The 18,718-nt window shown below is 71.4% G+C and carries 19 protein-coding genes and 1 pseudogene; 3 read left to right on the top strand and 17 right to left on the bottom strand.

Annotated features, from left to right (window positions below; translation table 11 throughout):
• Positions 1-36 precede the first annotated feature (36 nt).
• From ACFWM7_RS15275 to leuA, 4 genes are all read right to left on the bottom strand, one after another.
• Positions 37-852: an isoprenyl transferase gene (locus ACFWM7_RS15275; RefSeq protein WP_383260392.1), complete on the bottom strand. Its 816-nt coding sequence runs from the start codon at positions 850-852 to the stop codon at positions 37-39.
• A 21-nt stretch (positions 853-873) separates the two neighbouring features.
• Entirely contained in the window at positions 874-1,620 is a 747-nt protein-coding gene (gene recO / locus ACFWM7_RS15270) for a DNA repair protein RecO (RefSeq protein WP_026237355.1), read from the bottom strand.
• 55 nt (positions 1,621-1,675) lie between these two features.
• Positions 1,676-2,380 carry a TerB family tellurite resistance protein gene (locus ACFWM7_RS15265; protein ID WP_383260391.1) on the bottom strand — a complete coding sequence of 235 codons (705 nt, stop codon included), beginning with the start codon at positions 2,378-2,380 and terminating at the stop codon, positions 1,676-1,678.
• A gap of 163 nt (positions 2,381-2,543) precedes the next feature.
• Entirely contained in the window at positions 2,544-4,349 is a 1,806-nt protein-coding gene (gene leuA / locus ACFWM7_RS15260; RefSeq protein WP_383260389.1) for a 2-isopropylmalate synthase, read from the bottom strand.
• Between the two features lie 289 nt (positions 4,350-4,638).
• On the opposite strand from leuA, the gene ACFWM7_RS15255 reads away from it, so the two are divergent.
• A complete protein-coding gene (locus ACFWM7_RS15255; protein WP_383260386.1) occupies positions 4,639-5,715 on the top strand; it encodes a M4 family metallopeptidase in 1,077 nt (358 codons plus the stop codon).
• A gap of 70 nt (positions 5,716-5,785) precedes the next feature.
• On the top strand, positions 5,786-6,052 hold the full coding sequence (locus ACFWM7_RS15250; RefSeq protein ID WP_383260382.1) for a protealysin inhibitor emfourin: 267 nt from the start codon (positions 5,786-5,788) through the stop codon (positions 6,050-6,052).
• 150 nt (positions 6,053-6,202) lie between these two features.
• On the opposite strand, the gene era is transcribed toward ACFWM7_RS15250, so the two are convergent.
• From era to ACFWM7_RS15210, 8 genes and pseudogenes are all read right to left on the bottom strand, one after another.
• Positions 6,203-7,177 carry a GTPase Era gene (gene era / locus ACFWM7_RS15245; RefSeq protein ID WP_383260381.1) on the bottom strand — a complete coding sequence of 325 codons (975 nt, stop codon included), beginning with the start codon at positions 7,175-7,177 and terminating at the stop codon, positions 6,203-6,205.
• A gap of 85 nt (positions 7,178-7,262) precedes the next feature.
• The gene (locus tag ACFWM7_RS15240; RefSeq protein ID WP_383260379.1) at positions 7,263-7,625 is read right to left on the bottom strand and encodes a cytidine deaminase; all 363 of its coding nucleotides are present in this window, start codon (positions 7,623-7,625) and stop codon (positions 7,263-7,265) included.
• Positions 7,626-7,687: 62 nt separating this feature from the next.
• Positions 7,688-7,831 (bottom strand): annotated as a pseudogene (locus ACFWM7_RS15235) (XRE family transcriptional regulator); the annotation flags it as partial.
• Positions 7,832-7,961: 130 nt separating this feature from the next.
• Positions 7,962-8,315 carry an MmcQ/YjbR family DNA-binding protein gene (locus ACFWM7_RS15230; protein ID WP_383260376.1) on the bottom strand — a complete coding sequence of 118 codons (354 nt, stop codon included), beginning with the start codon at positions 8,313-8,315 and terminating at the stop codon, positions 7,962-7,964.
• Positions 8,312-9,610 carry a hemolysin family protein gene (locus tag ACFWM7_RS15225; protein WP_383260373.1) on the bottom strand — a complete coding sequence of 433 codons (1,299 nt, stop codon included), beginning with the start codon at positions 9,608-9,610 and terminating at the stop codon, positions 8,312-8,314. The genes ACFWM7_RS15230 and ACFWM7_RS15225 overlap by 4 nt, the downstream gene beginning before the upstream one ends.
• Positions 9,607-10,104, bottom strand: coding sequence for an rRNA maturation RNase YbeY (gene ybeY / locus ACFWM7_RS15220; protein ID WP_205084793.1), 498 nt, complete (start codon positions 10,102-10,104; stop codon positions 9,607-9,609). The genes ACFWM7_RS15225 and ybeY overlap by 4 nt, the downstream gene beginning before the upstream one ends.
• A 12-nt stretch (positions 10,105-10,116) precedes the next feature.
• A complete protein-coding gene (locus ACFWM7_RS15215; RefSeq protein ID WP_383260369.1) occupies positions 10,117-11,181 on the bottom strand; it encodes a PhoH family protein in 1,065 nt (354 codons plus the stop codon).
• Positions 11,182-11,338: 157 nt separating this feature from the next.
• Positions 11,339-12,553, bottom strand: coding sequence for a carbohydrate kinase family protein (locus ACFWM7_RS15210; protein ID WP_383260366.1), 1,215 nt, complete (start codon positions 12,551-12,553; stop codon positions 11,339-11,341).
• Positions 12,554-13,037: 484 nt separating this feature from the next.
• Between ACFWM7_RS15210 and ACFWM7_RS15205 the strand changes: the two genes are divergently transcribed.
• Entirely contained in the window at positions 13,038-14,402 is a 1,365-nt protein-coding gene (locus ACFWM7_RS15205) for an MFS transporter (protein ID WP_383260364.1), read from the top strand.
• On the opposite strand, the gene ACFWM7_RS15200 is transcribed toward ACFWM7_RS15205, so the two are convergent.
• From ACFWM7_RS15200 to ACFWM7_RS15180, 5 genes are all read right to left on the bottom strand, one after another.
• Positions 14,366-15,358 carry an adenosine deaminase gene (locus ACFWM7_RS15200; protein ID WP_383260414.1) on the bottom strand — a complete coding sequence of 331 codons (993 nt, stop codon included), beginning with the start codon at positions 15,356-15,358 and terminating at the stop codon, positions 14,366-14,368. The genes ACFWM7_RS15205 and ACFWM7_RS15200 overlap by 37 nt on opposite strands.
• Before the next feature lie 30 nt (positions 15,359-15,388).
• A complete protein-coding gene (locus ACFWM7_RS15195; RefSeq protein WP_383260362.1) occupies positions 15,389-16,300 on the bottom strand; it encodes a ribonuclease Z in 912 nt (303 codons plus the stop codon).
• 37 nt (positions 16,301-16,337) lie between these two features.
• A complete protein-coding gene (locus ACFWM7_RS15190) occupies positions 16,338-16,697 on the bottom strand; it encodes a histidine triad nucleotide-binding protein (protein WP_030801555.1) in 360 nt (119 codons plus the stop codon).
• A 108-nt stretch (positions 16,698-16,805) separates the two neighbouring features.
• Positions 16,806-17,552 carry a 16S rRNA (uracil(1498)-N(3))-methyltransferase gene (locus ACFWM7_RS15185; RefSeq protein WP_383260358.1) on the bottom strand — a complete coding sequence of 249 codons (747 nt, stop codon included), beginning with the start codon at positions 17,550-17,552 and terminating at the stop codon, positions 16,806-16,808.
• Entirely contained in the window at positions 17,549-18,622 is a 1,074-nt protein-coding gene (locus tag ACFWM7_RS15180; RefSeq protein ID WP_383260356.1) for a nitronate monooxygenase, read from the bottom strand. The genes ACFWM7_RS15185 and ACFWM7_RS15180 overlap by 4 nt, the downstream gene beginning before the upstream one ends.
• Positions 18,623-18,718: the final 96 nt, after the last annotated feature.

Raw genomic sequence — 18,718 nt, 5'->3', positions numbered from 1 at the left:
CGTACCACGCGTACCGGACCCGCCCCTTCTCCGTGCTCACTCGGCGGCTGCCGCCTCCTGCGCCCCGCCGAAGCGGCGGTCGCGCTGGGCGTACTCCAGACAGGCCCGCCACAGGTCCCGACGGTCGAAATCCGGCCACAGGACGTCCTGGAAGACCATCTCGGCGTACGCGCTCTGCCAGATCAGGTAGTTCGAGGTGCGCTGCTCGCCGCTGGGGCGCACGAAGAGGTCCACGTCCGGCATGTCCGGGTAGTACGTGTACTTCGCGAAGGTCTTCTCATTGACCTTCGACGGGTCCAGCTTCCCGGCCGCCACGTCCTGGGCGATGCGCTGCGCAGCGTCCGCGATCTCGGCACGGCCGCCGTAGTTGACGCAGAAATACAGCGTCATCTTGTCGTTGTCCTTCGTCTGCTCCTGGGCGACCTGGAGCTCCTGGACGACGGACTTCCACAGCTTGGGCATGCGGCCCACCCAGCGGATGCGGATGCCGAGCTCGTCCATCTCGTCGCGGCGGCGGCGGATCACGTCGCGGTTGAAGTTCATCAGGAACTTCACCTCGTCCGGCGAGCGCTTCCAGTTCTCCGTGGAGAAGGCGTAGAGGGAGAGATTCTTCACGCCCATCTCGATGCACCCCTTGAGAACGTCCATGACGACGCCCTCACCGACCTTGTGGCCCTCGGTGCGGGGCAGACCCCGCTCCTTGGCCCAGCGGCCGTTGCCGTCCATCACGACGGCGACGTGCTGGGGCACCAGCTCGCCGGGGATCTTCGGGGGCGTCGCGCCCGACGAGTGCGGCTCGGGGGTCTTGTACGTGCGCCGGTTACGGCCGCCGAGGATCCCGCGTACTGCCATGAGCTTCTCAGTCTCCCTGTGTCACTTCTCTACGTACCGCAGCGAGCGCAGGCCGCGCTCCAGATGCCAGTGCAGATAGGCGGACACCAGCCCGCTCCCCTCCCTGACATGACGCGCCTCGCACGCGTCCGCCGTCGCCCAGTCGCCGCTGAGCAGCGCGCTCAGCAGGGCCAGGGCCTGTGCCGAGGGTACGACGCTGCCGGGCACCCGGCAGTCACCGCATATGACGCCCCCCGCCGCGACGGAGAAGAACCGGTTCGGACCGGGCATTCCGCACTTGGCGCAGTCCTCGAAGCTGGGCGCGTACCCGTTGACCGCGAGCGAGCGCAGCAGGAACGCGTCCAGGATCAGGTGGGGGGCGTGTTCGCCCCGGGCGAGGGTGCGCAGGCCGCCGACGAGGAGCAGATACTGCTGGACTGCCGGTTCGCCCTCGTGGTCGGTGAACCGCTCGGCGGTCTCCAGCATCGCCGTGCCCGCGGTGTAGCGGGCGTAGTCGGCGACGATCCCGCCGCCGTACGGTGCGATCGTCTCGCTCTGGGTGCAGAGCGGCAGGCCGCGGCCGACCAGCTCGCTGCCGCGGGCGAAGAACTGCACGTCGACGTGGGAGAAGGGCTCCAGGCGGGCGCCGAACTTGGACTTGGTGCGGCGCACCCCGCGCGCGACGGCGCGGACCCGGCCGTGGCCGCGGGTGAGGATCGTGATGATCCGGTCGGCCTCGCCCAGTTTCTGCGTACGCAGCACGATGCCGTCGTCCCGGAACAAGCTCATGGGCCCATTGTCGCCCACCGGGGGCCGGCGGGCGGGGGCGACTGCGGAGAAGCCGTTACGAGGGCGTACGGGCGGCGGCCGCCAGCAGGCGGGCGGTGTCGTCGGCGGGGAGCTGGAGTGCGCTGCCGACCGTCGTCAGGACCTGGCGCTCGGCGGCGCAGTAGGGCCCGTCGGCCAGCGCGATCCTGGCGCCCTGGAGGAGGACGGACTCGCGGCCGGCGGTGGCCAGGTGCGGGGCGAGCGGGGCCAGCACCTCGTGCAGCTCGATGGCGAGGGTCGGGCCGCAGGCCTCGGCGGCCGGGTCGGTGCCGGAGCCCTGCCCGGTGTCGGCGGCCAGCACCTCGACGACGGTGAACAGCTGCTCCTGGGTGCAGTCGTCGAGCCCGGCGTCGCGCACGGTGGCCACGGCTGCCTCCAGGACCGTGCGGGAGGTGGTGCCCCCGGCGGCGAGAACGGCCAGGGTGACGGTGTGGACGGCCTCGCGGAGCATCGTGGAGAACCGGGCCGTGGTGGGGTGGTCCAGCGCCTCGGGGGCGTGGTGGGCGAGGCAGGCGGCGCACTCGACGACGGGCTCGGTCTCGCCCCGGCGGACCAGGGGGACGCCGAGGACGGTGAGGCGGCGGCGGCCGGTGAGCCGGCGGTAGTTGCGGTCTCCCCCGCAGCCGGAGCAGTAGAAGACGCCGTCGCCGACGGCGTCCCAGACGGTGCGAACGCCGCAGAGGACCGGCCTCAGAGCGCGTTGTCCTTTGGCTGACCCCACGTCGCACACCTCCGTAACGCTCCGGCAACATTGCCGTGTGTTGGACGTGATGTTAGCCACATGCGCGATGTGACGTCAGCCTCTGGGACGTCACAACCCCCGGATATGGCCGAACCCCGACCGCCCAAAGCGGGCGATCGGGGTCAGGAGTGCCGTTCGGACGTCAGCGGGCCGCGCGGTTTACCGCGGAGACGACCGCCTTCAGCGAGGCGCGGGTGGTGTTGGCGTCGATGCCGATGCCCCACAGGACCTTGCCGTCGATCGCGCACTCGATGTACGAGGCGGCCTGGGCGCTGGCTCCCTCGCTCATCGTGTGCTCGGTGTAGTCCAGCAGCCGGGCGTCGATGCCGATGGCCTGCAGCGCCTCGAAGAACGCGGAGATCGGGCCGTTGCCCGTACCGCTCAGCACGGTGTCGGCGCCGTCCACGGTGGCCTCGACGGTCAGGGTGTCCCGGCCGTCGGTGTCGGTCGTGGTCTGGCCGGAACGCAGCTGTACGCGTCCCCAGCGGGCCGCGGTGTTCTCGGCGTTCGGCAGGTACTCGTCCTGGAAGGTGGACCAGATCTGCGTCGGGGTGACCTCGCCGCCCTCGGCATCGGTCTTGGCCTGAATGATCCGGGAGAACTCGATCTGCATCCGGCGCGGCAGGTCCAGCTTGTGGTCGTTCTTCAGGACGTACGCGATACCGCCCTTGCCGGACTGCGAGTTGACCCGGATGACGGCCTCGTAGGAACGGCCGACGTCCTTCGGGTCGATCGGCAGGTACGGCACGGCCCACTCGATGTCGTCGACCGTCTTGCCCTGGGCCGCCGCGTCCTTCTCCATCGCGTCGAAGCCCTTCTTGATGGCGTCCTGGTGGGAGCCGGAGAAGGCGGTGTAGACCAGATCGCCCGCGTAGGGGTGGCGGGGGTGGATCTCCATCTGGTTGCAGTATTCGCTGGTGCGGCGGATCTCGTCGATCTGCGAGAAGTCGATCTGCGGGTCGACGCCCTGCGAGAACAGGTTCATGCCCAGGGTGACCAGGTCGACGTTGCCGGTGCGCTCGCCCTGGCCGAACAGGCAGCCCTCGATGCGGTCGGCGCCGGCCATGATGGCCAGTTCGGCCGCCGCCACCGCCGTGCCGCGGTCGTTGTGGGGGTGGACGGAGAGGCAGACGAACTCGCGGCGGGTCAGGTTGCGGGACATCCACTCGAAGCGGTCCGCGTGCGTGGAGGGCGTGGAACGCTCCACGGTGGCGGGCAGGTTGAGGATGATCTCGCGGCCCTCCTCCGGCTGCCACACGTCGCAGACGGCCTCGCAGACCTCCAGGGCGAAGTCCAGCTCGGTGTCGGTGAAGATCTCCGGGCTGTACTGGTAGCCGAAGATCGTCTCCGGGCCCAGGATCTTCTCTGCGTACTCCATGACCAGCCGGGTGCCGTCCACCGCGATCTGCTTGACCTCCTCGCGCGAGCCTCGGAAGACGACGCGGCGGAAGGTCGGGGCGGTGGCGTTGTACAGGTGGACGGTGGCCCGGCGCGCGCCGACCAGCGACTCGACCGTGCGCTCGATCAGCTCCTCGCGGGCCTGCGTCAGGACGGAGATCGTCACGTCCTCGGGGATCGCGCCCTCTTCGATGATGGAGCGGACGAAGTTGAAGTCGGTCTCGCCGGAGGACGGGAAGCCGACCTCGATCTCCTTGTAGCCCATCTTGACCAGGAGATCGAACATCTCGCGCTTGCGGGCTGGGGACATCGGGTCGATCAGGGCCTGGTTGCCGTCGCGCAGATCGGTGGACAGCCAGCGGGGGGCGACCGTGATCCGGTTGTCGGGCCAGGTGCGGTCGGCGATGTCGACGGCCTCGTAGCCGCCGTACTTGTGGACCGGCATCCCGGACGGCTTCTGCAGCTGCGTCGCGTTGGTGATCGGGGTGGGGCGGCCGACAGAATCACCGGCGGGGTTCACGGTGTTACCGGCAGGATTCACGGTGGTCATGGCGTAGGGCTCCTCGGTCCAGCGGGGGTCGGCCGACTGTGTCGCTGCAGCACCAGACTCCGCGGGGAGGGGGTCGGCCTACGACTACAGGCCCTCGCCGCGGCAGCTAAGGAGAAGCAGCCCGAAACGCATGATGCGACGAGCGTAACCGAGTGTGGCCCGTGGTGTCGGTCCGTATCAGTATGCGGGACCGGGCATCGATGACGGGTAAACAGTGACTCATCACTCCATTTCGTCAATCATCGTCGCAACCGGTGACAGCGCGGTGACGGAGTGCCACAGTCGATGTATGCACCTTCGAACCGACGGCGATCTCCACCCCGTCTTCTGCACCATCGTTCCGCCCCACATCCTCGATCACCTCTCCCGGTCCGCCGAGCCCCGGCTCGCGGAGCCGGCCCGCCGCACCCTGGAGGCCGACGCCCTGCGCCGCGACCGCCGCCGGATGACGGCGCTCGCCGCGACGCCGATCCGGCACACCGCCGGCGCGGTCCCGTCCAAGCCCCACCGCACGCTGTACGACTGCGAGAGGGGCACCACGCTGCCGGGCGTCAAGGTCCGCGACGAGGGCGACAAGCCCACCTCCGACGCCAGCGTCAACCGCGCGTACGCCGGCCTCGGCGCCACCTTCGAGCTGCTGCTCTCGGCGTACGGGCGCAGCTCCATCGACGGCAAGGGCCTGCCGCTGATCGGCTCCGTGCACTACGGCCAGGAGTACAACAACGCGTTCTTCGACGGCGAGCAGATGGTCTTCGGGGACGGCGACGGCGAGATCTTCCTCGACTTCACCGTCGCGGTCGACGTGATCGCCCACGAGCTGGCCCACGGCCTGACGCAGTACACCGCCAACCTCCGTTACGAGGGCCAGTCGGGCGCGCTCAACGAGTCGGTGTCCGACGTCATCGGCTCGCTGGTCAAGCAGTACTCGCTGGGCCAGAGCGCGGAGCAGGCCGACTGGCTGATCGGCGCCGGGCTGCTCGCGCCCGGGGTCAGCGGGGTCGCCCTGCGCTCGATGAAGGCCCCGGGCACGGCGTACGACGACGACGTCCTCGGCAAGGACCCGCAGCCGGGCTCCATGGACGACTACATCGAGACGGAGGAGGACAACGGCGGCGTCCACCTCAACTCCGGCATCCCCAACCGCGCGTTCCACCTCCTGGCCACCGCGCTGGGAGGCAACTCGTGGGAGCGCGCCGGGCAGATCTGGTTCGACGTGCTGACCGGCGGCGAGCTGACGGCGAACGCGGACTTCGCGGAGTTCGCCCGGCTCACCGTCGCGGCGGCGGGCGCCCGCTTCGGCGAGGCGGACGAGCGGGAGGCGGTCCTCAAGGCGTGGTCAGAGGTGGGCGTCTCCACCCGGGCCTGACCCGGACCGTCGAGTGCCCTGCCGGCGGGCGGGGTTGAGTGCCCGTCCGGCCCCCGATAGACAGGACCCCATGCGTATCCAGGTCAGCCGGACCGGCGGCTTCGCCGGCATCGCCCGCCGCCATGAGGTCGACACGGAGGGCCGGGCGGACGCGGATCAGTGGCGCCTCCTCGCCGAGGAGGCGCTCGGCCCGGCGTCCGAGGCCCCGCCGACCGGGGTGCCGGACGGCTTCCGCTACGAGATCACGGTCGACGGCCGCACCGGGTACTGCGCCGACCCCGATCTGACCGGGGCGCAGCGCACGCTGATCTCACGCGTCCTGAAGGAGGGCGCGTGAGATCAGCCCCTTCCGTAGGACGCCTCAGAACCCGAGCTTGCGCAGCTGCTTCGGGACCCCTTCTCACTGCCGCGCTCGCACGCAGCGGCCCCGGGGGGCCTCACGGCTTCGCACGGCTGCGTCGGCCTCCGGCCGCCGGACGTGCGCGCCTCAGAACCCGAGCTTGCGCAGCTGCTTCGGGTCGCGCTGCCAGTCCTTGGCGACCTTCACGTGCAGGTCCAGGTAGACCGGCGTGCCGAGCAGCGCCTCGATGTGCTTGCGGGACTTGGTGCCGACGTCCTTCAGCCGCTGGCCCTTCGGGCCGATGATGATGCCCTTCTGGCTGGGGCGCTCGATGTAGACGTTGGCGTGGATGTCCAGCAGCGGCTTGCCCGCCGGGCGGTTCTCGCGGGGCAGCATCTCCTCGACGACGACCGCGATGGAGTGCGGCAGCTCGTCGCGTACGCCCTCCAGCGCCGCCTCGCGGATCAGCTCCGCGACCATGACCATCTCCGGCTCGTCGGTGAGATCGCCCTCCGGGTAGAGCGGCGGGCTCTCGGGGAGCAGCGGGGCGATGAGGTCGGCGAGCAGGCCGACCTGCTGGTCCTTGACCGCCGACACCGGGATGATCTCGGCCCACTCGAAGCCCAGCTCCTCCGCGAGTGCGGAGACGGCGAGGAGCTGTTCGGCCAGTGCCTTGGACTCGACCAGGTCGGTCTTGGTGATGATGGCGATCTTGGGGGTCTTCTTGATCCCCGCGAGCTCCTTGACGATGTACTTGTCGCCGGGGCCGAGCTTCTGGTCGGCGGGCAGGCAGAAGCCGATGACGTCGACCTCGGCCCAGGTGGTCCGCACGACGTCGTTGAGCCTCTCGCCCAGCAGGGTGCGCGGCTTGTGGAGGCCGGGGGTGTCGACCAGGATCAACTGCGCGTCGTCGCGGTGCACGATGCCGCGCACCGTGTGCCGGGTGGTCTGGGGGCGGTTGGAGGTGATCGCCACCTTCTGACCGACGAGAGCGTTCGTGAGGGTGGACTTGCCCGCGTTGGGGCGGCCCACGAAGCAGGCGAAGCCGGCCCGGTGGGGGGAGGTGGTCTCCGCTTGCGGGGCAGCGGATTCTTGGTTCGGTCGAGCGCTCATGGCGACCATTCTCCCCGATCCCGGCGGCGCTCTCGTACAGCGGTACGCCGGGACGCGCCGGAGGGCCGGAGGGAACGGCCGCCGGAGCGGTCGCTCAGCCCGCCGTGACGCGGACCCGCAGGGTGCCGTCCGGGCCCGCGAGCAGCACCGGGGTGTCCGGTCCGCCCAGGTCCCGCACCGCCGCCCGGTCGTCGGCGGAGGGCGTCTCGGCGGCGGAGACGACGGCCGCCGCCTCCAGCGAGGTGGCGCCGCTGGCCACGGCCATGGCGACGGCGGTCTGCAGCGCGCTGAGCTTCAGCGACTCCAGCGCCACCGTGCCCGCGACATACGTACGTCCCGTCTCGTCGCGTACGGCCGCCCCCTCGGGCACCCCGTTGCGGGCGCGGGCGCTGCGCGCCAGGGTGACGATCTTGCGGTCCTCGGCGTCGAGGTCGGCGGCGTTGGTGGTGTCGGTCATGGCACGAGCATACGAAGCGGGCGGCGGACCCGTGCGGGTCACCCCGGCACGGGGCTCGGCGCTCACCCGGGCACCGGGTCCATCGAGCCGCGCCGCCCCTCGGGCGAGGCGAGCCACTGGAGCCTGGCCTCGCAGCCGGTGCCGGGCAGCGGGGTGTGCAGCACGATCGCCGGGTCCGGCCGGGCGGGCACCCGCAGCTGGGCAGCAGCGGTTCTGCTGGCGGCGGGCGCGGCGGTGGCGGCGGGACTGCGCCGGGGCTGAGCACCTGGGGTTACGAGGACGGGCCCGCTCTCTCCACGGGGAGGAGCGGGCCCGTCCACGTACGCGTAGTACGCCCTACGGCCGGTCCAGGCGGAGCCGCTCCGCCTTCGGGAGGCCGGCGACCACCAGGTCGTAGGAGTCCTCGACCAGCTCGCGCAGCAGCCGGTCCGGGACGCCGGAGACGGTGACCGTGTTCCAGTGGCGCTTGCTCATGTGCCAGCCGGGCACGATCGCGGGATGCGCCTCGCGGAGCCGGATCGCCTCGTCCGGGTCGCACTTGAGGTTGACCGTGAGCGGGCGGGCGTCCAGCGCGGTGAGGGCGAACATCTTGCCGAGCACCTTGAAGACGGAGGTCTCCGGGCCGAACGGGAACTCCTCCACGCTCGCGTTGAACTCCAGGCAGAAGGCCCGCAGCCGCTCCGGCGTCATTCCGCTTCCTCCTCCTCGGGTTCCTTGTGCTCGGGCTCCACGAGGACCGTGACGATCTTGTTCCGGCGGCCCGCCGGGGACTCCGCGGTGAGCCTCAGCCTGCGCTGGTCCGGCAGCTCGACGACGGCGGACGCGCCGGCGATCGGAACCCGGCCGAGCGCCTTGGCGAGCAGGCCGCCGACGGTCTCCACGTCCTCGTCGTCGTACTCGTCGAGGTCGAAGAGGTCGCCGAGGTCTCCGATGTCGAGCCGGGCGGTGACCCGATAGCAGCCGTTCTCCAGCTCCTGGACGGGCGGCAGCTCCCGGTCGTACTCGTCGGTGATCTCGCCGACGATCTCCTCCAGGATGTCCTCGATGGTGACGATGCCCGCGGTGCCGCCGTACTCGTCGATGACGACCGCGACGTGGCTGCGGTCCTGCTGCATCTCGCGCAGCAGGTCACCGGCGTTCTTGGTGTCGGGGACGAAGGCGGCCGGGCGCATCGCGGTGGAGACCGGGTCGGCCTCGGACTCGCGGTTGATGTGCGTCTTGCGGACCAGGTCCTTGAGATAGACGATCCCGACGACGTCGTCCTCGTTCTCGCCGGTGACCGGTATCCGGGAGAAGCCGGAGCGCAGGGCGAGGGTGAGGGCCTGGCGGATCGTCTTGTAGCGCTCGATGGAGACGAGGTCGGTGCGCGGCACCATGACCTCCCGGACCAGGGTGTCGCCCAGCTCGAAAACAGAGTGCACCATGCGGCGCTCGTCGTCCTCGATGAGCGACTCCGCCTCCGCCAGGTCGACCATGGCGCGCAGCTCGGCCTCGCTGGCGAACGGGCCCTTGCGGAACCCCTTGCCCGGGGTCAGGGCGTTGCCGACGAGGATCAGCAGCTGCGGAATCGGGCCCATGATCCTGGCCAGCGGCAGCAGGACGTACGCCGAGGCCGTGGCCGTGTTCAGCGGGTGCTGGCGGCCGATGGTGCGCGGGGAGACGCCGATGGCCACGTAACTGACGAGGACCATCACACCCATCGCGACGGCCAGCGCCTCCCAGGTCTCCGGGAACTCCTGGAGGCAGACGTAGGTGACGAGGACCCCGGCCGACATCTCGCAGGCGACCCGCACCAGCAGGGCGACGTTGAGATAGCGGGTCGGGTCGGCCGCGATCTGCGCGAGCTTCGCGCTGCCGCGCCGGCCGGACCGGACCGCCTCGTCCGCCCGGAAGCTGGAGGTACGGGCGATGCCGGCCTCGGCGCAGGCGGCCAGCCAGCCGACCATGACCAGCAGGACGGCGCCGACGATCAAGGGGGCGCTCACGAGACGGTGGGGGCGGGGGACGCGCCGGTGAGCCCGTGCTCTCCGCGCCAGCCGTCCACGATGGCGGCCTGGAGACCGAACATCTCGGCCTTCTCGTCGGGCACCTCGTGGTCGTACCCCAGCAGGTGCAGCACCCCGTGGACGGTCAGGAGCTGGAGCTCCTCGTCCATGGAGTGCTGCGTCGGAGCCTCTTCGCCCTGCTTCTTCGCGACCTCCGGGCAGAGCACGATGTCACCGAGGAGCCCCTGCGGGGGCTCCTCGTCGTCCTTCGCCGGCGGACGGAGCTCGTCCATCGGGAAGGACATGACATCGGTCGGACCGGGGAGGTCCATCCACTGGATGTGCAGCTGTTCCATGGCGTCGGTGTCCACCACGATCACCGAGAGCTCGGACAGCGGGTGGATCCGCATCCGGGCCAGTGCGTAGCGGGCGATGTCGAGGATCGCCTGCTCGTCGACCTCGGTTCCGGACTCGTTGTTGACGTCGATCGACATGGTGCGCTGCGACTACTTCCCTTTTCGGCGGTCGCGTCGGCCGTCCTGGCGGCCTTCCGCCCGACCGTCCTGCTGACCGTTTCGGCTGTCGTACTTCTCGTACGCGTCGACGATACGGCCGACGAGCTTGTGCCGGACGACATCCTGGGACGTGAGCCGGGAGAAGTGCACGTCGTCCAGGCCCTCCAGGATCTCCTGGACCTGCCGCAGCCCGCTCTTGGTGCCGCTCGGCAGGTCGACCTGGGTGATGTCACCGGTGATGACGATCTTGGAGTCGAAGCCGAGGCGAGTGAGGAACATCTTCATCTGCTCGGCGCTGGTGTTCTGCGCTTCGTCGAGGATGATGAACGCATCATTAAGGGTGCGACCCCTCATGTATGCCAGGGGCGCGACCTCGATCGTGCCCGCCGCCATCAGCCGCGGGATCGAGTCGGGGTCGAGCATGTCGTGCAGCGCGTCGTAGAGCGGGCGCAGATACGGGTCGATCTTGTCGAACAGGGTGCCCGGCAGGAAGCCGAGCCGCTCCCCCGCCTCGACCGCGGGCCGGGTCAGGATGATCCGGCTGACCTGCTTGGACTGGAGCGCCTGGACCGCCTTGGCCATGGCGAGGTAGGTCTTGCCCGTACCGGCGGGACCGATGCCGAACACGATCGTGTGCTCGTCGATCGCGTCCACGTACCGCTTCTGGTTGAGCGTCTTGGGGCGAATGGTGCGGCCGCGGTTGGAGAGGATGTTCTGCGTGAGCACTTCGGCGGGCGTCTCGCCCTGGGGGTCTCCCTGCCCGTTGCCGGCCGCCCTGAGCATGGCGATCGACCGTTCCACTGCGTCCTCCGTCATCGGCGCTCCGGTGCGGAGCACGAGCATCATCTCGTCGAACAGGCGTTGGATGAGAGCGACGTCGGCCGCCTCGCCCGTGGCACTGATCTCGTTGCCCCGGACGTGGATGTCGGCCGCCGGGAAAGCCTCTTCGATCACGCGCAACAGCGAGTCGCCCGATCCGAGGAGCATCACCATGGGGTGTGCGGCCGGGATCCTGATCTGGGCACGCGCCTGCGGGTGTGTGGGTGACTGAGTCATGGGCCGGCCCTATGGCCTGCGCATACCTCCCGTTGCAGGGTTCTCGCTGCTCGACAACCTCTGGATTACCAAGCCTACGACCTGGCGCTGACAACGCAGAGTGCTTTTACCGCCCGTGTGTGCGACCCGGGTGGACGGGCCCGGCCCGGCGCCCCGCTCACTGGCGGAATCCGATCGTGGGCACCGCGCGCCGCAGCGGCCAGGCGCGGGCCGTGGTGGGCAGCAGGTCGTCCAGGAAGGCGTAGCGCTCCAGGGCGGCCGGGTCCTGGTCGTCGAGGGTGCGGATGAGCTGCCACCAGGCGGCGACCTCAGCCCAGCCGGGGGCGGAGAGCGAGCCGCCGAACTCCTGGACCGAGAGGGCGGCGGTGAGCCCGGCGAAGGCGAGCCGGTCGGCGAGCGGCCAGTCGGCGAGGGTGCCGGTCACGAAGCCGGCGACGAACACGTCCCCCGCTCCGGTCGGGTCGAGCGCCTCCACCGCGATGGCGGGCACCTCCGCGGCGGTGCCCGTACGGCCGTCGACGGCGTACGCGCCCTCGGCCCCCAGGGTGACCACGGCGAGCGGGACGCGTTCGGCGAGCGCGTGGGCGGCGGTGCGGGGGCAGTCGGTACGGGTGTAGCGCATCGCCTCCTCGGCGTTGGGCAGGAACGCCTCGCAGTGCGCCAGGCCGGGCAGGGCGTCCAGGTCCCAGCGGCCGGTCTCGTCCCAGCCGACGTCGGCGAAGATCAGCGCGCCGTTGCGGGCGGCGCTGGCCACCCAGGGCTCGCTCCGGCCCGGGACGAGCGAGGCGATGGCGGCACGGGCGCGCGGCGGGCAGTGCGGGAACGCCGGGGCGAGGGCTCCGTCGGAGGTTCCGGTTCCGGTTCCGGTGGTCCCGGTGGTGGTTCCGGTGGTCCCGGTGGTGGTTCCGGTGGTTCCGGTGGTTCCGGTGGGGGTTCCGCCTCCGGTTCCGGCCACGGGAGCCGGGGCCGGGGCCTCGTGGCCGTGCGAGACCATCGTGCGCTCGCCCTCGTACGCCATGGAGACGGTGACCGGGGAGTGCCAGCCGGGGACGGTGTGCGACATCGACAGGTCGATGCCCTCGCCCTGCTCCAGGGCGTCCCAGCAGTATTCCCCGTAGTGGTCGTCGCCGAAGGCCGCGGCGAGGGAGGTGCGCAGGCCGAGACGGGCGAGGGCGGTGGCCATGTTGGCGACGCCGCCGGGGCTGGAGCCCATCCCCCGGGCCCAGGACTCGGTGCCGCGCACGGGGGCGCTGTCGAGGCCGGTGAAGATGATGTCGAGGAAGACCGGGCCCGTCAGGAAGACGTCGCAGGCGGGGTCGCGGGGGGCACGCAGCGCCTGCAGCGGGTCGATGCCCGGAGTCTCTGTGCTCACCGTGCGCTCCCGGGGTCGTGCGGCGGATCCCGGCGGATTCCGGACCGCGTGGGGTGCGGATCGCAGGGCGATCCGGACCGTGTGAGTTGCGGCCAGTCTGCCCGATCCGCCCGACCGAACGCAGGATCCGCGCCCATGCGTTCGCAGCACGCCTGACCTGCATAAACATGCGCTAATACCCGGGGTTTCGCTGTATAAACGCATACGTGACCCAGATCACATCAGGGCGGCTTTCGGGGAGCCGGGAGCGCTTGATACAAATTGCCCCGCGAGCACCTTCGGGGACGTTGTCCGACGAGAGCCGCGATCCCCCGGCATATCCCATACCTCCGCAGCACCCTCATGCCTTCCCTCAGCACCCCCATGCCTTTCCGCAGCACCCCCATGCCTTTCCGCAGTACCCCTGCCTTACCTCCCCCTTGCCTTTTCGCAGTACCCCCTCCCCCTCCCCCCTGCCTGCTCAGGCATGTCTTCAGGAACGCCCATGTCCTCGCGCCCCGGTGCCGCGTGGCCCCTGGTTGCCGTCTTCACCGCCGGTTACCTCGCCTCCTATCTCCTCCCCACCGTCGTCGGCCGGCTCAGCGCCCATCTCGGGCTGAGCCCCGCCCAGGCCGGTCTGGTCGGCAGTGCCCTGCTCCTCAGCTCGGCCGGCGCCGGCTTCGCCCTGGCGGGCCGGGTCGAGCGGTTCGGGGCCCGTACCCCCGCCCGCGTCGGGCTGGTGCTGGCCGCCATCGGCTACGGCTGTGCCGCGCTCGCCGGGTCCGTACCGCTGGTGGTGCTCGGCGTGGTGGTCGGCGGCTTCGGCTCGGGCACGGCGACGGCGGTCGCCGGGGCCGGGATCGCCGCCCGGCGCGACCCGCACCGGACGTCCTCGCTCGGGCTGCTCACCGTGTCCGCCACGGCGGGCGTCCTCTACCTGACCATTCCTCACCTCGGCGGCGGCCACCGGCTTCCGTTCGCCGCGATCGCCCTGGTCGCCCTGCTCGTCTGGCCCGCGACCGCCCGGCTCGGCGGTGCGACGGCGGCGGAGGGGACCGCCTCGCCGATCACCGGTCGGCTCCCGCACCGCCGCTCCGGGCTCGTCCTGGCGGGCGGCATGCTCGTCTGGTCCATGGCGCAGAACGCGCTGTGGGGCGTGAGCAGCCGCATCGGCCTGGTCCAGGCCGGGCTGTCCGAGGTCACCGTCGGCGCGGTGTTCGCCGCCGCGCTCGGCGCGGGTCTGCTCGGGGTGACGGGCGCCGGGCTGCTCGGCGCGCGACTCGGCCGGGCGGTGCCGATCGGGCTGGGGACCATGGTCATCGCCGCGAGCATCGTGCTCAGCTCCTCGGCCACGGACCTGGGATCGTTCGCGACCGGCGAGATCATGTGGAACACCTTCTACCCGGTGGTCCTCTCCTACCTCATCGGTCTGGCCGCCTCCCTGGACGTACGCGGCCGCTGGGCGGTACTGGCGGGCTCGGCCTCCTCGGTGGGGGTGGCCTGCGGTCCGCTGCTGGGCAGCGTGCTCTCCGAGGAGGCCGGCTATCCGGCGATGGGGATGATCCTGGGCGCGGCCACCCTGCTGGTCGCCGCCCCGGTGACCGCCGTGGCGCTGCACACCGGCGGCCGTCCGCTGGTGTCCGGTTCGGTGCGCCGCCGCGGTGGCGCCCCGGCCGCTCTGCTCGCCGCCACCACCGGCGGCGGCCTGTCCGGCGCGGTACCGAAGCTCGGTTCGCCGGAGCAGGCCGTCACGGAGCTGCGCGTACCGGCGCTGCGGCGCAGGCGGCTGGTGCGCAGCGCGATCCGCACGGCCGGTCCGGACGGCGGTTCCGGTCAGTCGAACGCGTACGCCTCGACCTCGGACAGGTAGCGCGCCCTGCGCTCCTCGTCGTGGTCGAGGAAGGCCGCCTCGAAGGAGTTACGGGCCAGGGTGCGCAGCTGCTCCGGGTCGAGGGCGAGCGCGTCGCGGACGGCGTCGAAGTTGTCTCCGGCGTACCCGCCGAAGTAGGCGGGGTCGTCGGAGTTGACCGTGCAGAGGAGGCCCGCCGCCATCATCTCCGGCAGCGGGTGGTCGGCGAGCTTGTCGACCGTGCGCAGCCTCACGTTGGAGAGCGGGCAGAGCGTGAGCGGCACCCGGTCGGCGACCAGCCTCGCCACCAGCTCCGGGTCCTCCATGCAGCGCAGCCCGTGGTCGATGCGCTCGACGCCGAGAACGTCCAGGGCCTCGCGGATGTACTCCGGCGGGCCCTCCTCCCCCGCGTGGGCCACCTTGCGCAGCCCGAGCGCGGTGGCCGCCTCGTACACCGCGCGGAACTTGGCGGGCGGGTGGCCGACCTCGGCGGAGTCCAGGCCGATGGCGCTGATCCGGTGCAGATACGGCTTGGCCGCGTCCAGGGTGCCGAGGGCCGATTCGGCGGACAGGTCGCGCAGGAAGCACATGATCAGCTGGGTGGAGACGCCGTGGGTCTCCTCGCTGCGCTCCAGGGCCCGGCCGAGGCCCTCGATGACCGTGCCGATGGGGACGCCCCGGGCGGTGTGGGCCTGCGGGTCGAAGAAGATCTCGGCGTGACGGACGCCCTGGGCGGCGGCCCGGGCGAGGTAGGCGTCGGCGAGTTCGGCGAAGTCGTCCTCGGTGCGCAGGACGGCCATCAGCGCGTAGTAGAGGTCCAGGAAGGACTGGAGGTCGTCGAACTGGTAGGCGGCGCGCAGTTCGTCGGCGGTGGCGTACGGCAGGGTCACCCCGTTGCGTTCCGCGAGGGCGAAGGCCAGCTCGGGTTCGAGGGTGCCTTCGATGTGGAGGTGGAGTTCGGCCTTGGGGAGGTGCACGGTGTCTCGCAAACGGTGGTGCTGGTGGGGTCAGTGGTGCCGGGTGGGCAGGGGGACGCGGATGAGGTCCTGGGCGACGGTGAGTTCGCCGTCGAACCCGGCGGCGCGGGCCTGGGTCTCGAAGAGCTCCGGGTCGCTGTAGCGCTGGGAGAAGTGGGTCAGCACGAGGTGCCGTACGCCGGCCTCCTTGGCGACCCGGGCGGCCTGTCCGGCGGTCAGGTGGCCGTGGTCGGCGGCGAGTTTCTCGTCCTCGTCGAGGAAGGTCGACTCGATGACGAGCATGTCGCAGCCCTCGGCGAGCGCGTACACCCCGTCGCAGAGCCGGGTGTCCATGATGAACGCGAACCGCTGGCCGCGCCGGTGCTCGGAGACCTGCTTCAGGGTGACGCCGCCGAGGGAGCCCTCGCGCTGGAGGCGGCCCACGTCCGGTCCGGCGATGCCGTGCTCCTTGAGGAGAGCGGGAAGCATCCGGCGGCTGTCGGGTTCGGTGAGGCGGTAGCCGTACGACTCGACGGGGTGCGAGAGCTTCTCGCTGTCCAGGGTGTACGCGGGGGTGGTGGCGAGGATGCCGCCGTCGCCGGCGACCGGGACCTGGTCCAGCTCGACGGTCTCGCGGTAGGCGGTGGCGTACCGCAGCCGGTCGAAGAAGTGCTGCCCGCTCGCCGGGTAGTGGGCGGTGACCGGGTGCGGCACCTGGTCGAGGTTGATCCGCTGGATCACCCCGGCGAGCCCGAGGGAGTGGTCGCCGTGGAAGTGGGTGATACAGATCCGGTCGATGTCGTGCGCGGCGACCCCTGCCCGCAGCATCTGGCGCTGGGTGCCCTCACCGGGGTCGAAGAGGATGCCCTCGCCGTCCCAGCGCAGCAGATAGCCGTTGTGGTTGCGGTGGCGGGTGGGGACCTGGCTGGCGGTGCCGAGCACCACCAGCTCGCGTACGGACATGGGGAAACGCTCCTGCGCTGCTGCTGTACGGGAAGGGCTATCCGGGGGGCCACTGGAGGCCGCGGCCGCCCAGGACGTGGGCGTGCGCGTGGAAGACGGTCTGTCCTGCGCCGGAGCCGGTGTTGAAGATGACCCGGTAGCCCGTGGAGTCGATCTTCTCGTCGGCGGCGACCGCTCCGGCCTCGGTCAGCACGTCGGCGGCGATCTGCGGTTCGGCGGCGGCGAGGGAGGCGGCGTCCGGGTAGTGGACCTTCGGGATGACCAGGACGTGGGTCGGCGCCTGCGGGTTGATGTCGCGGAAGGCGACGGTGGTCTCGCTCTCACGGACGATGGTCGCCGGGATGTCTCCCGAAACGATCTTGCAGAACAGGCAGTCGGACTGCGGCTCTCCCGCCATGACGCCGGGCCTCCTCATTCGCTGATGATCAGTACGGCTCATGCTAGAGCCTCTTGCCGGGCCGCCGGGCCCTGTTCATCCCAGCGGCCGGGTGCGCCCCGCAGCAGCTCATCCCCAGCGGCCGGTGCGTCCCAGCAGCAGTGCCGTCGCCGCCGTCCCCGCCGTCGACGTACGCAGCACGCTGCGGCCGAGCCGGTAGGGGCGGGCGCCCGCCTCGGCGAAGGCGGCCAGTTCCTGCGGGGAGACGCCGCCCTCGGGGCCGACGACGAGCACGATCGCGCCCTCGGCCGGGAGTTCGGCGGTGGCGAGCGGGGTGCTGTCGTGGTCGCGGTCCTCGTGCAGGACCCCGGCGAAGTCGGCACCGGCCAGCAGGGCGGCGACCTGCTTGGTCGTCATGGCCTCGGCCACCTCGGGGAAGCGCACCCGGCGGGACTGCTTGCCCGCCTCGCGTGCCGTGCTGCGCCACTTCGTCAGGGCCTTGGCGCCCCGGTCGCCCTTCCACTGCGTGATGCAGCGCGCAGCCTGCCAGGGCACGATCGCGTCGACGCCGGTCTCGGTCATCGTCTCGACGGCCAGCTCGCCCCGGTCGCCCTTGGGGAGCGCCTGGACGACGGTGATGCGGGGCGTGGGCTCCGGCTCCTCCTGGACGCCCGCGTGGAGCGTGACGGTGAGGCGGTCCTTGCCCTCGGCGGAGCGGACCTCGCCCTCCGCCCAGTGGCCGAGCCCGTCGGTGAGGACGACCTCCTCGCCCGGCTGGAGCCGCTTCACGGAGACGGCGTGCCGCCCCTCGGGGCCGTCCAGGACGAACTCCGGCCCGGTGGGCATCCGTTCGACGACGAAGACCGGTGCGGTCACCGGGGGCTCCTCATGCTCAGGGCCGCCCGGGCGGCCTCCAGTTCGGCGGCGAGCAGTTCGATCAGCTCGCCCGCGGGCAGTTCGCGGGCCATCCGGTGGCCCTGTCCGGCCCACAGGGCCATGCCCTGGGCGTCGCCGGCCTTGGCGGCGGCCTGGCGCAGCCCGCTGGTGACGTAGTGGACCTGGGGGTAGGCGGCGGGGGCGTACGGGCCGTGTTCGCGGACGAAGCGGTTGACCAGGGCGCGGGCGGGCCGCCCGGAGAAGGCGCGGGTCAGCTCGGTGCGGACGAACAGGGGGTTGGTCAGGGCCTGCTTGTGCAGCAGGTGGGCGCCGGACTCGGGGCAGATCAGGAAGGCGGTGCCGAGCTGGGCGGCGTCCGCGCCCGCCGCGAGGACGGCGGCGATCTGGGAGCCGCGCATCAGGCCGCCGGTGGCGACGATCGGGATCTGGACGGTCTCGCGGACCTGGGTGACCAGGGAGAGCAGCCCGGTGCCGGTCTGGTCGACCTGCGGGTCGTCGCGGTGGGTGGACTGGTGGCCGCCCGCCTCGACGCCCTGGACGCAGACGGTGTCGGCGCCCGCCCACTGGGCGCCCTGGGCCTCCTCGGCGGAGGTGACCGTGACGATGGTGTGCGTCCCGGCTCGAGCGAAGGCGTCCAGGGTGTCGCGGGTGGGGCAGCCGAAGGTGAAGGAGACGACCGGGACGGGGTCCTCCAGCAGGATCGCGACCTTCGCCTCGTAGCCGTCGTCGCCGCTGCTGTCCGGGTCGCCGAGCGGGGTCTCGTACCAGGCGGCCTCGCCGGCGAGCTGGTGGCGGTAGACCTCGACGGCGCTGGGGTCGGCGAGCACGGGCTGCGGCATGAAGAGGTTGACGCCGAACGGCCCGCCGGTGAGCCGGCGGAGCTGTTTGATCTCGTTGTACATCCCGTCCGCCGTTTTGTACCCGGCGGCCAGGAATCCGAGCCCGCCGGCTTCGGCGACGGCCCCGGCGAGCTGGGGTCCGGACGCGCCGCCCGCCATGGGGGCCTGCACGATCGGATACCGGCAGAGATCGGTCAACTCGGAGGACATGACCGCATCGTGCCACGTCCCGGGCACGGGGCCGAATCAGCCAGTGGGCGGCCTGACCGGTTCTCCCGCCGTACGCCGCACCGCCCGCCGGTAGGG

Origin of the sequence: Streptomyces sp. NPDC058375, from assembly GCF_042723425.1 — a bacterium.
Taxonomy (GTDB): domain Bacteria; phylum Actinomycetota; class Actinomycetes; order Streptomycetales; family Streptomycetaceae; genus Streptomyces; species Streptomyces durocortorensis.
This window is presented reverse-complemented; position numbering and strand designations above follow the sequence as displayed.